Below are 16,272 nucleotides of genomic sequence, written 5' to 3' on the forward strand. Positions count from 1 at the left end.
CGATGCCGCAAAATACTATGAAAAACTGTTTAGCTACTACAAAAATTCTTCTATTTACCAAAGAATATCGACATTTCTTGATCTATTGACGTATTAACTCTGGTTAAATATTAGCATGCTCACTAAAAGACTAATGTCGCGTTGCCACTATTCACCTCGTAAGCTACTTGAAAATTACTTCATTGAATAAGTGACGGGGTTTCAATCGGCAAGCACAGGCTGCCAGCCCTGCGGCGTATAGCACTCTACGCCCTCATCACCTATCCGTGTTAGCCACAACCAACGGTGGTTTATCAAATCAGCCACCACGGGCTGGCGCTTCAAAATTGCTTCAATACGTTCTTTAGGCGCATCGATCACCACGGTTAAGCGCAGCGGCTCATGATGCAATTTTTCACCATCGCGAAGCGACTGCTCGGGCAACCCAATCCGCAACTGTGGCGAGTTACCTTCAATGACACCAACATGCCCACCCACGACTGAATGCAGCAGCTTGTTGCCTGCGCCATACAGCTCTGGCACCACAGTGGATGCGTAGTACTGCAGATTGATCCAGCTAGCCACTAGCATGGGCGCCATCATCAGCCCTTCTAACACCTTGCCATCGGGGTCTTCGGAAGGGTGGTAGTCATGCAAAAATGCACGCCCTTCGAGCATTTTTCCTTGGGTAAGCGACCGCGGAGCTAAAATCAAGGCAGCATTATTCACCAGCCCCCACTCTGGCCGGGGCTGCGACCAATCGGCACCGCGCATTGCCAGGGTTTTCAGGCGCGCAACGTGAGTAGTTTCATCCACGCCCAATGCCGAAGCACGCTCAAGCCGAGTGGCTTCGCCAGCACGTTGCACGCCGCTTTCAAACGTAGTGAGTGCAGCCTCTAGCCCCACAGGCATTTGCTTATCCCGATAAATATGTACCCTATCCGTTAGGGTGCAGTGGGTCGCCGCCAGTACATAAAACGCACTAGGTAATGAAATGCCCATTTGTTGAACAGATTGCTGCACGTCCGGATCATTCAGTAGCGCAGCGGCTACCCGAGCATTCATTCCGCCGCCTTGCCCGCCACACGCACCGCAAGTTAGCCCGGCGTGGTGTGGGTTATTTTCACTTTGAGAGTCATGACCCACTAGCACCAGCAGCGGTGCAGTGAGGTTGCCAAGCAGGGTGAGTAGGTTTTTGGCCAGCGCTATTTTTTCGTGACGCGCGATTGGCTCCCCATCGTAAGTATGGAACAACCCAGCAGGCGCATCGCACTGTGCCACCGGTGCTTGCTTGCGCAGGCTATCCTTAATCAGCTTCCAGCCCCAGGCAATGCCAGTAGTCTCGACCAGAGTAAAGGTTGAAAGCGGCGCGTACTTCGCATGCCGTACGCTTTGGCGCTGACTCTCTTTCTGATAGCGCTTGACACCCTGCTGCTGAGGCCGTGTAGCCCCTACCCGATAGGTGGGCTTTAACAAACCAGGCACACGGGGAAGAGCGCGCTCAGGTCCGATCGCGGCATCGGTTACCGGCATAGCAAAAAAACCCGCCACCCCAAGCGTTGCCACCGTGGGGGCAGCTTGTTCTAAATGGCGACGAAACCGCTCAGAACGTACATCAATGCAAAACGCTGCCTGCACCTGTGCAGCCGGAGGTGACGACGTACTAGGCGCAGTCAATGTAGCGGCTAACATCCGCTGATAACCCACTTCGTAGGCGTGTTGCCAACACCATAGCGCTTCATGATCATAATGAGTGGTCAAAGCAGCATCCGCTGCTTGCCACTGGGCAAACCATTCACTTTTCTGTTGTTGATTAAGCTGGCGAACCCCTAGCCACTCCCAAGCCAACACCATTGCCACCAGCTGGCTAATGCCAGCCTCCTGCTGCTGTTCAGGCGTGTGCCAGCTAATTCCTTGACACCATGAGGCCCAGCCATTCACCCGTAACAGTAGCGTATGAGCTAACACTTCAAATGCATCGGGAGTTAATTCCCAATCCGCTGCTACCTGCTCACTAGCTGCAGCGGCGTTATCTGGCAGCGACTGCAACGAGCATCGCTGCTCTGTTGACCAGCGCAAATCGTGTTGTACCGTTTTTTTCCAAGCATAATAAAGTGAAGGCACAGAACAGCTTGCCCAGCGCTGCTGATGTTGATCGAAGTAGCTAGCGCAGCTCTCCGCAATAGGGTCAAATCCCGTATGCGCTTCTAGAATGTCCCAAGCGCTACATAGCGGCGTAATAGGTTTAGCGGGCAATGCCAAGTAATCCACTAAGCGCTGCTCACTAAAGGCGTAACTACCCTGGCGCAGGGCCTGGCGCAAGTCATGCGGTGTAATCCGACCGGTTTCCCAAGCATGACGATAAAACTGAGCAGGCATGGTCATCGGCTGCCCAGCCCGACGATTCAGATCATGGCTGACCTGTTCGATGGGCTGATGTTTCAAGCCCCACCAAGGATTCACCGCAATCCACTGATCAAGCGGCCAAACGGGTGCAATAGCATCGGTCGCCCGCTTTAGTGCGTCACGATACTGAAAAGACTGTTGGCTTGTAGAGGTAGTCGCATCCATTGCAGCGGGCTCTCCCATAAATTGCTTCATGGACTCTCTCATAGTCGCTCTCATGACCACTCTCCTTTTAAATCTGGCGCAGGCGATGAGGCACGCCGCCAAGCACGAATGGGGGCAACTGCGTCCACCACGCGCTGAAACGGCAGCGCAAGATACAACCCTTGACTAAAGTGGACGCGCCAACGGGCAACCCACGCCGCTTGAGGAAAGAGCGTGACCAATCCAGCGACTAGCACCATGCTTACCAGCACCATGCCACCAAGCAGGCCTGCCGAGAAAGTTAAAGGGGTGTAAGCGCTTGGCAGCGCAGGCGCTAGTAAGCTATGTAGCAAGGCATACAAGGGCACCAAGGCCAGCGCCATGACAAACATTCCCAAGCGATTAAGTTTGGCGGTACCTAGCGGCATGCCCAGCAGCGTACTGCCTACTGCTAAGCTCAGTAGCGCACCTAACAGCGGGTTGTGGCTGACGAGCGCAGGCCAAACGACCAAAACCCCCGCCGCTAGTGCTGCAGCGGGTAGCGCCAGAGAGAGCCGCTGACGCAGCGACGCAAGCGGCAAACGTACACAGCGCGATGCTCTAACAGTACGCCCAGAGGCCAGGAAGGAGTGCGCTTTGTAGAGCGAGTGCGCCAGCAAATGGGCCAGCGCCAAGGTATACGCTCCAACGCCAATCTCGAACAGCATAAAGCCCATCTGCGCACAGGTTGACCATGCAAGGGCATGCTTTACAGAGGCTTGGGTCAACATCGTCATGACGGCTACCAACGCAGTGAAGCCACCGATGACAATCAGCAGATAGTGCCCAAGCGTCAGACCATCGAAGACCGGAAACAGCCGCAGCCACACAAAGCCTCCCAGGTTAATCACCCCCGCATGAAGCAGTGCGGAGACCGGCGTAGGCGCTTCCATTACTTTGATTAACCAGCCATGCATCGGCACCTGAGCACATTTGCACAGCGCAGCAATAGCTAATGCCACCGAGGCTGCTTCGACTTGCCAGCCGCCAGGAGTTAAGGCCGCCGCGGCAAACAGCTCAGGTAATTGAAAAGTACCGAAACGAGCGTATAGCAGCGCCACCGCGACGATCAGCGCGGCATCCCCCAAGCGGCTTACTATGAATTTTTGCCATGCCGCCCGCTGCGCTTCCACCCGCTCTGGGTAAAGGGTGAGTAGATGATGCAGCGCCACGCTAATGCCTACCCAGGCAATCAACATAACGACCAAATGGTGGGTAAAGACCAGCAACATAACGCTCGCTAACACCACCAAACACCAGGGCAAGAAACGACGTTCGCCGCGGTCGCCCTTTAAGTAGTTCTCTGCAAAACGCAACAACACCGTCCCTAACAAGCTAATCAACAGCGCCATCCACACCGCCAAGCCATCAGGATATAGCCCCAGTGGCTGGGCCGCTTCAGGCAGGCCTGTGGGCACACCCTGTGCATCGAGCAACAGCAGCACACCCACCGCTAGGCTGGCAGCCAAAGCACTTGCCGTTAACCAGCGGCTGATTTTCCAAGCGCGCTGCAGCGATTCTGACGTGCTGGCGCGTGCGCTAATCCCCGCCATCAGCAGTAGCGATATCGGGACCAGCAACCATAGCAACAGCAATGAAAACACCGTTATATCGACGACATTTGGCATAGCCTTTCCCCCCTAATCGTTTGCCAACGACTATGCCCCTCTCGTCATCATATAAAAAATAGTTTATTTCTGATAAAACGTTCTTTAAAAAAGAACGAAAGGCTAAACCGCTGCTGAAGGCACACCTCCATGAAGCTCAATTACCACCATCTTTACTATTTCTGGCAAGTTGCTAAATCAGGCCACCTGACCCGTACTGCCAATGCGCTACATGTGTCTCAGTCATCGCTCTCACAACAAATTCGCCAGCTGGAAGAGCGCCTAGGACAACCTCTTTTTTTACGCGAGGGTCGGCAGCTACATCTTTCAGAAGCGGGCAGACTAGCGTTTGATTATGCCGACACTATCTTCACCCAAGGCGAAGAGCTAAGCGCGCTGTTTGCTGAAGGTGGTCACGCCCACCGAGAGGTAGTGCGAGTGGGAGCAGTAGCGACGCTGTCACGTAATTTTCAAGAGGGTTTTGTACGGCCGCTATTGGGCCGAGACGACTTGGACTTAATACTGCAAAGCGGTGGGCTAGATGATCTACTGCGGAGGCTTTCCGCCCATAAGCTAGACGTAGTGCTCTCGAACCAGCCTGTACGTGGCGATAGCGAGCACCCTTGGCGCTCGCAGCGCTTGGCGCGCCAGCCAGTGAGTTTAATTGCATCGCCCCACCTCTCGCCGCCACCGGTATTTCCTAGCGGTCTAAAGGAACATGCTTTTATTCTGCCAGGCGTTGAAAATGCCACCCGCCACGCCTTTGACCAGCTCTGTAGCCATTACCGGGTTTCACCTAAGATTGCTGCCGAGGTAGACGACATGGCCATGATGCGACTATTGGCCAGAGACACCCAGCACATTGCCATCATGCCGCCGGTTGTTGTACGCGATGAACTGCATAACGGCACGCTAACCGATTACGGCGCACTACCCGGCGTTTGGGAGGAGTTTTACGCGATTACTATTCAACGGCGATTTGAATCACCGAGCCTAAAAGCACTGCTGACACGTTCGGGCGAATCGCTACTGGATTAGCGCCATTCACTTCAGCTAGAGCTTTTCAAAGGCTATCTAATATTCAGCACTAGATGCAGGAAAGGCACATGAATATAGCGACCCGCTTAACCCTGCCCGCTGGCGTCGCCAGCCCGACAAATTGCTCGCTAAGCTGTCAAGGATCCAAAAGGTGAACCACCACCCTGCTATGCCTTATGACCAGGTAGCGACATTTATAGGTTCTGTTCAGCTTTACAACAGTATGTCATTAAAAATACTTCAGTTTTTGATACTGACGGCCACACGTACCTCAGAGGTGCTCAACGCTGAGCGGCATAAGAACGACATTGGAAAAGCTACGTGGCAAATACCAGCACTTGTCACATTTAGGCGCTGTTTAAGGCAGCGCCTAAAAGCATTCAGAACTCGTCGGTGACTTGCTTCTGTACCTTCTTCCACTCCACACCAGACGGCGGATTGGAAAGCATGTAGTCAAAGCGCCCGCCAGCTGGTCGTCGGAAAGCGTATTGCTTTAACCAGCATATCGCCCTTGCAGATGGCGTAGGACTCGGGGTTCAGCTCTTGCCCATGCAGCGAGACCGTCACACCCACGCTGACCTACTGAACGTACTCGTCGCTTTCAGAAAGAAGCCCGCCAGTGCTCGCCGTTGGGTCATACACGGTGACGATGCTGTTGGGCTTGAGCTTGGCTTCCTGGCCGGTGAGCACCAGTGAGGTCGTCAGGTGAACGATATCGCGAGGCGTGAAGTGCTCCCCGGCGGTTTCGTTGGAGCTTTCGGCGAACTTGCGAATCAGTTCTTCAAAGATGCCGCCCATGCCGTGGTTGCTAACTTGCGCGGGGCTTAGGTCAATCGCCGCGTAATAGGGCAGCGACCGACTAGATCAAAGTAGCAAGCTGAGAGTGACTTTCCGTGTTCACAGAGGCTTCCCCAAATTTAGTGAAAATTAATGGGTACTATCATACACATCTGTGCCGCCAACCGAGCACCTTCGATGTTTCACAGCAATGGCTAAATTGCAGACACAAAAAAGCCGCTGAAATCAGCGGCTTATTCGTAATACTTGGCGGAGGGACAGGGATTCGAACCCTGGATAGGCTATTAACCTATGCCGGTTTTCAAGACCGGTGCATTCAACCGCTCTGCCATCCCTCCGGCTTATGGGTGCGTATAATAACAGCTTTCCCTTGGAAGTCAACGCCTTTACGGTTAATTAGTAGAGCCTTAAGCCGACACGGGTAATGTTCCCGCCTTCCATTTCACTTACCACCCAGTGAATGCCATGCCAGTCGACATCGTCACCAACCACAGGGTGACCGCCGACACGTAGCGAGATAAATTCTGCAAGCGTCATGTCTTGCTCGCCTGGGCTTAAGGTTAAACCATAGGCTTGGGCAATATCTTGCATTTGCGCCTCGCCATCTAAAGTGAAGGTGCCGAAGAAGGCTCGCTCTTGTTTGAGTTTTGCATCTCCATTAAATAAGCGATTAAGCGCGACGAGATCTTCAGTACGGCCAATAACGCAAATGACGTCATTTAGCTTCAGTCGCGTGCTTCCTTTCGGGTGGAGCATAACGTGGTTGCGGAATAGTGCCGAAATCAACGCGCCTGAGGGGAAACGCAGTAGCCGAATGGGAACGTCTTCTAAGTCTTCATTTTCGACCACATAGACAAACATCTCAAAATCGTTATCTGGCAGTATGCCAAGAGGACCTCGGCGATTTGGCGTCGTGCCTATAGGCACTTCTACTTTTAACCACCGCGCCATAAAGGTTAGCGAGCCGCCCTGGATAAGCAGCGACATAAGTACCACCGCGAACGCCACGTTAAAGTACAACGACGCATTCTCTACCCCGCCGATTAAAGGGAAGATAGCCAGCACGATAGGCACCGCACCGCGCAAGCCAACCCAGGCAATAAAGAAAGTCTCTCGCCAGCGGAATTTGAAAAACGGCTTAATGGTGATCAATACCGCCAGCGGCCGTGCAACAAAAATCAGAGCTAGCGCGACTAGCCCTGCTGGCAAGGCTACTTCCCAGAGCTGGCTTGGCGTAACGAGTAAGCCCAACACCAGGAATAAACCAATCTGGCTCAACCAGGCCAATCCATCGTGTACCGGAAGAATAAAGTTAAGGTGCCGCCCAGGCTGATTACCAATCATCAACCCTGCTAAATAAATTGCCAGGAAGCCGCTGCCACCAAGCACACTGGTTAATCCAAATACGCTAAACCCAAGCGCCAGCGCTAGCATGGCATAAAGACCGGGGGCTAGATCTAACCAACGCAGCAGCTTAGCGCTTAGCCAGCCACCGCCAATACCAACCACTAAACCAATACCAAACTGGGAAATGAAGAACAGCAGTGTTTCAGCAATGCCGCCAATATCACCAACCAACAGCTCGACCAACATCAGCGTAAGGAAAATAGCCATCGGGTCGTTGGTACCCGATTCAATTTCGAGCGTGGCCCCTACCCGCTCGTTAAGGTTGACCCCACGGCCACTCAACATTGAGAACACGGCTGCAGCATCGGTAGAACCGACAATTGCACCAACAAGTAACCCTTGCGCTAAGGAGAGATCAAACACCCACATAGCAATAACACCAACAATAGCGCTGGTGATAAAGACGCCAAAGGTGGCTAATGAGAGTGCTGGCCTAAAGCCGACGCGAAAGGTTTTTAATCGGGTACGAAGGCCGCCATCTAGCAAAATCATGGCAAGCGCCAGATGACCAATCGTGAACGCCATGGAGTAATCGTCAAACTCGACTCCTAGCAGGCCCTCTTCCCCCGCTAGCATGCCAAGCCCTAGGAAAATCAGTAGTAGCGGAACACCCATCATGGAGGAAAGGCGACTCGCAAGAATACTGAGCGCCATCAAGGAACCGCCTACTAAGAAGAACGTGTAAATTGCGTCCATGTCTCTCCATCTCACCATCAATGCCGTTCTATTATTGCATGCCACCGTAAAATTTACTGAGCTTGTTAGGCTTGTCGCTTACGGGGGCTAGCCAGATCCTTCACCTCAACGCTAAACTCCGCCGTCATACCATGGGGAGTTAAGGTTATGTTGAACGCTTTTTGGCGTGTCCGTTCACTAGTATTTATTACATTGAGCTTCTTTTTATTATTTTCAATTTCAGCCACTTACGCAAACACAGAAAACGAGTCGGTTAATAACAGTGAACCATTAACGCTTGATGGCGAAATATCTCTGCCCCCTGAGCTGTGGACACACTCTGACAATGAAACAGCAGCGGAAATAGGCGAACAAGGAGAACAACAGGAAGAGGCGCCCAGTATGGCTCTTGCACCACCTCCGCCATTGGACCCACCACCCTTAAAGCAGCTCCTTTTAATGCTAGATTGGTATGTTAGCCCGCAACACGCTGCCTTAATTGTGGCAAAGCAGCGCGGCTTGTTTGCTGCCCAAGGTCTCGAACTTGAATTATTAACGCCTGCAGACCCCTCCATTGCGATCAAGCTATTGACTGCGGGAGAGGTCGATCTGGCGTTAACGCGCCAGCCGTTGTTGCATTTACACGCTCACGATGGCGCTGCTATTACCCGCATAGGAACGCTGATTGAGACACCGCTAAATGCTGTCATCGTGGCGGGAGATGTCCCAACAAACGAAACTACCGACCAACTTGCAGGCTTGCACTATGGCTTTTCTACCCGCGAAGGGCGTGATGTGCTGGTGGATCAACTGGTGCCTACCTCACTTCGCCAAATCGACGATTTTAACCCGCCTGAAAGTGTCCATTTCGATGCTGCCAGTGCCCTACGCGAAGGGCGCGTTAATGCCATTGCCGATGGTTTTTATCTCACGCTGCCACAACAACTGGCGTCAGAGGGCATTGTCACCCACACCGTGCGTTATCACGATATTGATGTGCCACATCATGACGGCTTGATACTGCTGGCAAATAGCGACACAGTCACAAGACGAGCAGCCACTTGGTCAAGGGTACTTATTGCCCTGGAAGAAGCCAGCAATTGGATTATTGAAAACCCAGAAGCCGCGTGGTCACTGCTAATTAGCAGCCACCCTGTACTGGATAATGCAATTAACGAAGCCGCCTGGGACGATCTAATGCGACGTATAGCCATTAGTCCGGCAGCACTTGATGCCCGGCGTTATGCAGCTTTCGAGCGCTATCTTCAACAGTCAGGTATTACCGAAACGGCACTGCCGATATCACGACTGGCCGTTAACCCCCATGCGTTGATCGATATACGCTGACGAAAGCACAATGCATATGCACAATGAGAAATATGCCGCTGATTTTTATTGATATCGAGACAACAGGCACTCGTGCGACGAGGGATCGAATAACCGAAATTGCGGCCTTCAAGGTAGTGGACGGTCACATAACGGATCGCTGGGTCAGCCTGATTAATCCTGGCACTAGCGTGCCCTCTCACATCTGCCAACTCACCGGCATTTATGATGACATGCTAATTGATGCGCCCTCGTTTTATACCATTGCTCCCAGCTTGCGCGAATGGCTTGGTGAAGATTGCTTGGTGGCCCACAATGCGCGATTTGACGCCAGCTTTTTGCGCAACGAATTCAAACGTGTCGGTATCAACTACCAGCCGCAGCTGCGCTGCACACTGCGCATTTCCCGCCGTTTAATGCCTGAACTGCCTAAGCACAATCTCCGAAGCTTATTGGCTCACTTCAATATTCATCAAGCCCGCCAGCACCGAGCAGAGGATGATGCCACTGCCCTTTGGCAGCTGTGGAAAGTCTGGCAGCAGCAATTTGACGCTGCCAGTTGGCAAGCCGCCCTTGCTGATGAACAACGCCACCGCAGCCTACCCGCCCACTTAGCCAGCGAACAGCTAACTGGGCTGCCTGCCTCGCCTGGGGTTTATTTGTTTTATGGCCACAACCGCCTTCCGCTGTACGTTGGCAAAAGCATTAATTTACGCAGCCGAGTTCTTGGCCATTTCCAACGCGACCACCAAGACGACAAAGAAATGCGCCTTGTCCAGCAAATACAGCATATTGAATGGGAGGAAACCGCTGGCGACTTAAGCGCCCAGCTAAGAGAAGCTGAACTGGTTAAAGAGCTGATGCCGATTATGAATCGCCAACTGCGCCGTCAGGGGCATTTAAAAACATGGTACTGGCCAACTGACCAACCTTGCCCAACGCTGGTCAGCGGCAAGGCGATCAGCCAGCCTCAGTCGGGAAAGCTGTTTGGGCTGTTTCGCAGCGCCAAAGAAGCTAAAGCTGCGCTACGCAGTATTGCCGAAACACATCAGCTTTGCCCGCAAGTGCTAGGAATAGATAAAGGAACAGGACGGTGTTTTGCTAACCAGTTAGGCAAATGTAGAGGCGCCTGCTGTGGACAGGAGCCCCTTGAAAGCCACTCACAGCGCGCCCAAGAAGCACTAGCATCTTTTCAAGTCAACACATGGCCTTGGCCAGGCCGCATTATTATTCGCGAGAAAAGCCGTAAAAACGGCCCAACCAGCCATCATGTAATCGACCACTGGTGCTATTTAGGCAGCGCCACAACCAAACAGCGTGCCCTTAGGCTAAAAGGCGTCGCTGCCAAATTTGATGTAGATACCTATCGCATTCTAAACCGCTTTTTACGTGAACCAGAGCGACACAACCTGACAATATCGCCGCTCTAACTTTGCCTGCCCCCGCTACGAGTGGGCAGCAATAAACGTATCAACGGCTTGCTGAAACGCCTCTGGCTGATCAGCGTGAAGCCAATGCCCAGCGTTTTTAAGTGCCACTACTCTTGCGCGGGGCAGTACTTCGCGCAGCGCTGGCAACATATCATCAGCCACGTAGTGCGAATCAGCGCCTTTAAGTACCAGTGTCGGCCCTTCAAAAGCGCGGTCACCATCAGGTTTGCCAATAATCGCTTCATAACCACGTTGAATTTCATCTAACCCAACCCGCACCTCCATCTCACCTTGCTCATTGCGCACTAAATTGGTGGCAAGAAACAGTCGAGTTGGACGGGAGTCGACATGCTCAGCCAACAAGGCGTCAGCTTCACGGCGATTAGTGGGCTTACCCGCTTTTACCCGTTCGAGTGCAGCAAATACATCGTCGTGGCCATGCTGATAAGCTACCGGGGCGATATCTGCCACCATCAGTGACGCACAGCGTTCAGGGTTCATACGCGCCAGCGTAATAGCCACCTTCCCGCCCATGGAGTGACCCAGTACATGCGCGCGTTCGATCCCAAGCTTATCGAGCGCCGCCAACACATCTTGGCTCATAGCGGTATAGCTCATACCTTCTGCATGAGGTGAACGGCCGTGGTTACGAAGATCCACAGCAATGACCCGCCTACTGCGCTGCCAAACCTTTAAATGCGAACGCCAGTTATCGGCACTACCCAATAAACCGTGGATCACCACAATAGGTAGTTGATCGTCGCTACCTGATTCGTCGGGCAAATCGATAATATAAAGATCAACACGGGCATCATCAGTCATGCAGGCTCCTCAGTCGTTACGCTTGATTTTTATGCTTGGTCGCTCAACCTAGCCATTATGCGGTCCGGGGCGATGCGTCAGTTTGCCCTGTCCACACCACTAGTCGACGCGTTAACCACGCGAGCAACAAGCCATATAATGGCAGGAAGAACAAGAGACTAATGCCGAGCTTAATGGCGTAGTCAACCACTGCTATTTCTACCCAATGTTCCGCCATAAAAGGGTCTGGACTGTTGTAAAACGCGGTAGAAAAGAAAGCAAACGTATCCGCTAGGTTGCCTAGCACGGTAGAACACACGGGAGCTACCCACCACGCCCACTGACGCAGCCGATCAAACACTTGAACATCGAGTAACTGGCCTAGCACGTAAGCAAGGAAGCTAGCTAACGCAATACGGGCAACAAATAAGTTCCACTCACCTAAGGCTTCGATACCGGCAAAACTTCCCCGCGGAAAAATTACCGAAACAACGTAGGAAATCACCAGCGCTGGAAACATAACGCGCAATATAATGGAGCGAGCAGGCCCTTTACCGAACAAACGAACCGTTAAGTCAGTTGCCAGGAAAATAAAGGGGAAACTGAACGCGCCCCAAGTGGTATGAAAACCAAACAAGGTAAATGGCAACTGAACCAGATAATTACTGGCGGCAATTATACCAATATGAAATGCAACCATTACCAGGAGGCAACGGCGGTGCTGGGTGTCGGTTAATGCAAACATGCAGGTTGGCCTTTTTTTGCAAGTCCGAGGGGTTAGGGAACCCTCATTTAAGCGCGGTTAACGCCACTGGGGCGCGCATTATACGCCTTCCGTTGGGTAATTAAAGTCGCCCACCTGCCTGGGCGACTCCATTCATCACGCTATTAGCTATGTTTTAACCTAAGCGTCTAGCGACTTAGCTTGATCCGCTGCCCCGACAGAGCGATCACGCATCGCGGCATGCACATCTTCTAAGCTGGTCGGATCATCAATAGTTGAAGGAATACCGAACGATTTACCGTCAGCAATATTACGCAGCAACTTACGCAATATTTTACCAGAACGGGTTTTAGGCAATCGATTGACGACCAACACCTGCTTAAAGCAAGCAATTGGCCCAATGTGTTCTCGCACGCGGCTGATAAGCTCTTCTTCCAGCATCGCTTCATCGCCATCGAAACCATCTTTGGTAATCACCAGCCCAATAGGCAGTTGACCTTTTAGCTCATCATGAATACCAATCACAGCACACTCAGCCACTGCAGGGTGCGCACCGACGATCTCTTCCATTTCGCCGGTAGAAAGACGATGCCCAGCAACGTTGATCACGTCATCGGTTCTACCCATGATGAACAAATACCCCTCTTCATCAAAGTAGCCACCATCGCCAGTGAGATAATAACCTGGATAGGCAGCCATATAGGCACTATGAAAACGCTGAGGATCACGCCAAATACCAGTGAGACAGCCAGGTGGAAGTGGTTGTTTTATAACCACACTGCCCTGATGCATTGACGCTGTTTCTTCACCATCACGATCCAAAATTTGTACATTAAAGCCAGGTACTGGAAAAGTAGCCGAGCCCGCTTTAGTAGGCGCAGATTCAATACCAGGCAAGTTTGCCGCAATCGGCCAGCCCGTTTCTGTTTGCCACCAATGATCAATCACCGGCACATCTAACAAATCATCAAGCCAATGAAAGGTTGGAGGATCTAAACGCTCGCCTGCTACATATAAGTGCTCAAGGCTGCTGATGTCATAATTAGCCAAGAGCTTCGCATCAGGATCCTCTTTTTTGATCGCCCGGAAGGCCGTAGGGGCAGTGAAAAAGCTTTTTACTTTGTACTCGTCAATTAACCGCCAAAAACCACCAGCATCCGGTGTTCTAACAGGTTTTCCCTCGTACACTACAGTAGTACACCCTCTTAATAGCGGCGCATACACAATATAAGAGTGCCCTACCACCCAACCTACATCTGACGCTGTGAACATCACATCGCCAGGATTTAAGGCATAAATTGCTTCCATTGAGTAGGCTAACGCCACGGCATAGCCACCGGTATCGCGCATTACCCCCTTAGGTTTACCGGTTGTCCCAGAGGTATATAGAACATAAAGTGGGTCGGTCGCTTTTACGGGCACACAATCAGCAAAAGGAGCATCCGCTACCAACGCCTGCCAATCATGATCGCCTTCGTGAAGTTCCGCGCGATGAGCATCACGCTGAAAAACAACACAGGCATCCGGCTTAAAACTACTAAGCGCAATAGCCTGGTCAACAATAGGCTTATAGGGAAGGACTTTATCTACTTCAATGCCACAAGAAGCGGCGATCACTACTTTTGGCTCAGCATCCTCAATACGCACAGCTAGCTCGTGGGGTGCGAATCCACCAAAAACCACCGAATGTACTGCCCCCAAGCGAGCACAGGCATACATGGCAATGAGCGCCTCTGGCACCATCGGCATATAAATGACGACTCGGTCGCCTTTCGTCACACCCAGACGATAAAGCCCACCAGCAAAGTGCGCAACGCGATCACGCAGCGCCTGATAAGTAATGGTTTGTTTCGATTGAGTAACGGGAGAGTCCCAGAAAATGGCTGGCTGCTCGCCCCTGCCTTGTTCTACGTGATAATCAATCGCCGCATAACAAATATTTAACTCGCCATCTCCAAACCAACGCGCATGCTGCTGATCGTCGTAGCTAAGGATGGTGGAGGGGAATTTGTACCAAGGTAGACGCTGGGCCTGCTCAGCCCAGAACATTTCGGGATGCTCAATCGATTGCTGATAGGTCTCTTGATAGCTCTTTTGTTGGAGGCTCATGGTCGACATGCCTTTTATTGTGTCAGTGAAAGTAGCCAATTGTTGACACTTTATAAAGTAAATGGCCTTCATACCCTCATACTATGGGATAAATCGCGACTAAAGCGCTATATGCCCAGCAACATTGTCGACAAAAAAGAGCTTCACTACCATTGATAGATCGTTAAAGCAGCGTTTGGACAAACTCCGCTAAATTACTGATCATTCAACAACTGATCCTCGCGACGCGACGATGCCTAAATAAACCTATAACAACGCTGTCATAACAGCGTGGGCAAGGAGATTCTCATGTCTGCTTCTACTAGCGCCGCTGCTCGTTTGCTAGAACATGATTGTCACGCCATTGAGGCGGGTACCAATCTGTTGAAAGCCTTAGCAAATGAAAAACGCCTTCAAATACTCTGCCTTCTGGCTGAAAAAGAACTCTCAGTTACTCAAATTAACCAGGAACTTGCGCTTAGCCAGTCAGCATTAAGCCAACACTTAGCTATTTTGCGCCGCGATCAGTTGGTCGATACCCGCCGTGAATCGCAAACTATTTACTACTCGTTAAGCAGCGAAAGCGCCAAGGCAATTATTGACACCCTGGCGCATCACTACGCTGCTTAACCGTTATGCATTTATCAACATAAGTTGCTAATGTTGGCTAACCACTATCGACGCTGCCAACCCGCCGCTTCGATTAAACCAAGTCCTTTCACAATGGCTTGCTCAATACCTGCTGATACAGCCAACCCGACCTTGCGGCTGAAAGTTTTTGGTGGCTCAAGCCTCACGCTATACACGTGGGCCTGTGCCATGCGCTCCACCAAATATGCTTCGCTGGTGCCTACGCTATCTGTTAACTTTTGTTCTAATGCTTCACTGCCATACCAAATTTCGCCTGTTGCTAACGCATCAATATCCATTTCCGGCCGATGTTGAGCAACGTACTGTTTAAACAACCGGTGGGTATTTTCCAAGTCGTCTATGAATTTTTCGCGGCCCTCTTCGGTGTTTTTCCCCAACACTGTCAGGGTCCGTTTGTACTTACCAGCTGTCAGTAGCTCAACATCAATATCATTGCGTTTCAGTAGTCGATGAATGTTAGGCACCTGCGCCACCACACCAATAGAACCAATCACAGCAAAAGGTGCAGCTTTGATATGGTTAGCTGTACACGCCATCATATAACCACCGCTAGCAGCAACTTTGTCGATGCACACGGTGGTAGTTAAGCCTGCAGTTTGAAGCCGATCAAGCTGTGCTGCCGCTAACCCATAGGCATGAACAAGCCCGCCCGCTGACTCTAATCGCACAACAACTTCATCTTCCGCAGCGGCAACATCAATAATGGCAGACACTTCCTGAGCAAATTTCTCAGTTTGTGATGCCTTAAGATCACCGTGAAAATCCAATACCCATACCTTCTGGACAGCCTGTGCTTTTCCTTTACCTTGCTTAGCAGCTTTGTGTTTTGCCTTCTCTTCCTGGCGAAACGCTTTCACCAATTTTTTGCGCGCGCCATGTTCGGTGGTGGTAACACGCAGCTTGCGGCCACGTGAGCGTCGCTGGTCGTTGAGAGACTCTACGGTCAGTTTAAGGCTATGTTCTTCACTCTCTTTATTGCGTAACACTATTGCCAGCACCATGCCAACAATCGCCATTAGCAAGACGGTTTGAATCAAAAATGTGCCCATCTCTATCAACCACTCACTCATACGTTCTCTCCTGTCACTGTTTTTAAACGTTTATACCGATTAACGTTTTGCCAAATGACGGTTTAAGTCATTAAGATTGACAAACTCGC

Annotated in this window: 12 protein-coding genes and 1 tRNA gene; 4 read left to right on the forward strand and 9 right to left on the reverse strand. The window is 51.5% G+C overall.

Features of this window, described 5'->3' with window-relative positions:
- Positions 1 to 201 precede the first annotated feature (201 nt).
- Positions 202 to 2,604: a putative inorganic carbon transporter subunit DabA gene (locus CR46_RS0111695; protein WP_084180455.1), complete on the reverse strand. Its 2,403-nt coding sequence runs from the start codon at positions 2,602 to 2,604 to the stop codon at positions 202 to 204.
- Positions 2,601 to 4,196, reverse strand: a complete 1,596-nt coding sequence (locus CR46_RS0111700) for an NADH-quinone oxidoreductase subunit L (RefSeq protein ID WP_051690169.1) — start codon at positions 4,194 to 4,196, stop codon at positions 2,601 to 2,603. Before CR46_RS0111700 ends, CR46_RS0111695 begins: the two co-directional genes overlap by 4 nt.
- 129 nt (positions 4,197 to 4,325) lie before the next feature.
- On the opposite strand from CR46_RS0111700, the gene CR46_RS0111705 reads away from it, so the two are divergent.
- Complete coding sequence (locus CR46_RS0111705; protein ID WP_030073069.1) at positions 4,326 to 5,213, forward strand: LysR family transcriptional regulator; 888 nt, start codon at positions 4,326 to 4,328, stop codon at positions 5,211 to 5,213.
- Between the two features lie 579 nt (positions 5,214 to 5,792).
- Here CR46_RS0111705 and CR46_RS18575 read toward each other — a convergent pair.
- From CR46_RS18575 to CR46_RS0111720, 3 genes are all read right to left on the reverse strand, one after another.
- Positions 5,793 to 6,011, reverse strand: coding sequence for an N-6 DNA methylase (locus CR46_RS18575; protein ID WP_030073070.1), 219 nt, complete (start codon positions 6,009 to 6,011; stop codon positions 5,793 to 5,795).
- A gap of 247 nt (positions 6,012 to 6,258) precedes the next feature.
- Positions 6,259 to 6,349 (reverse strand) — tRNA-Ser (locus CR46_RS0111715).
- A 58-nt stretch (positions 6,350 to 6,407) separates the two neighbouring features.
- Complete coding sequence (locus CR46_RS0111720; RefSeq protein WP_030073072.1) at positions 6,408 to 8,114, reverse strand: potassium/proton antiporter; 1,707 nt, start codon at positions 8,112 to 8,114, stop codon at positions 6,408 to 6,410.
- Between the two features lie 147 nt (positions 8,115 to 8,261).
- On the opposite strand from CR46_RS0111720, the gene CR46_RS0111725 reads away from it, so the two are divergent.
- Together CR46_RS0111725 and CR46_RS0111730 are read left to right on the forward strand one after the other, a co-directional pair.
- On the forward strand, positions 8,262 to 9,440 hold the full coding sequence (locus tag CR46_RS0111725) for an ABC transporter substrate-binding protein (protein ID WP_030073074.1): 1,179 nt from the start codon (positions 8,262 to 8,264) through the stop codon (positions 9,438 to 9,440).
- Positions 9,441 to 9,463: 23 nt separating this feature from the next.
- The gene (locus CR46_RS0111730; RefSeq protein WP_030073076.1) at positions 9,464 to 10,849 is read left to right on the forward strand and encodes a 3'-5' exonuclease family protein; all 1,386 of its coding nucleotides are present in this window, start codon (positions 9,464 to 9,466) and stop codon (positions 10,847 to 10,849) included.
- A 15-nt stretch (positions 10,850 to 10,864) separates the two neighbouring features.
- Here CR46_RS0111730 and CR46_RS0111735 read toward each other — a convergent pair whose 3' ends face one another.
- From CR46_RS0111735 to CR46_RS0111745, 3 genes are all read right to left on the reverse strand, one after another.
- The gene (locus CR46_RS0111735) at positions 10,865 to 11,671 is read right to left on the reverse strand and encodes an alpha/beta fold hydrolase (RefSeq protein WP_030073078.1); all 807 of its coding nucleotides are present in this window, start codon (positions 11,669 to 11,671) and stop codon (positions 10,865 to 10,867) included.
- Positions 11,672 to 11,726: 55 nt separating this feature from the next.
- Positions 11,727 to 12,395 carry a 7-cyano-7-deazaguanine/7-aminomethyl-7-deazaguanine transporter gene (locus tag CR46_RS0111740; protein WP_030073079.1) on the reverse strand — a complete coding sequence of 223 codons (669 nt, stop codon included), beginning with the start codon at positions 12,393 to 12,395 and terminating at the stop codon, positions 11,727 to 11,729.
- A 159-nt stretch (positions 12,396 to 12,554) separates the two neighbouring features.
- The gene (locus CR46_RS0111745; RefSeq protein ID WP_030073082.1) at positions 12,555 to 14,483 is read right to left on the reverse strand and encodes a propionyl-CoA synthetase; all 1,929 of its coding nucleotides are present in this window, start codon (positions 14,481 to 14,483) and stop codon (positions 12,555 to 12,557) included.
- A 288-nt stretch (positions 14,484 to 14,771) separates the two neighbouring features.
- On the opposite strand from CR46_RS0111745, the gene CR46_RS0111750 reads away from it, so the two are divergent.
- Positions 14,772 to 15,092, forward strand: coding sequence for an ArsR/SmtB family transcription factor (locus CR46_RS0111750; RefSeq protein WP_030073084.1), 321 nt, complete (start codon positions 14,772 to 14,774; stop codon positions 15,090 to 15,092).
- Positions 15,093 to 15,136: 44 nt separating this feature from the next.
- On the opposite strand, the gene sohB is transcribed toward CR46_RS0111750, so the two are convergent.
- Positions 15,137 to 16,183 carry a protease SohB gene (sohB, locus tag CR46_RS0111755; protein WP_030073086.1) on the reverse strand — a complete coding sequence of 349 codons (1,047 nt, stop codon included), beginning with the start codon at positions 16,181 to 16,183 and terminating at the stop codon, positions 15,137 to 15,139.
- Between the last annotated feature and the right edge of the window lie 89 nt (positions 16,184 to 16,272).

Origin of the sequence: Vreelandella neptunia (assembly GCF_000712975.1) — a bacterium.
In the GTDB taxonomy this organism is placed as follows: domain Bacteria; phylum Pseudomonadota; class Gammaproteobacteria; order Pseudomonadales; family Halomonadaceae; genus Vreelandella; species Vreelandella qaidamensis.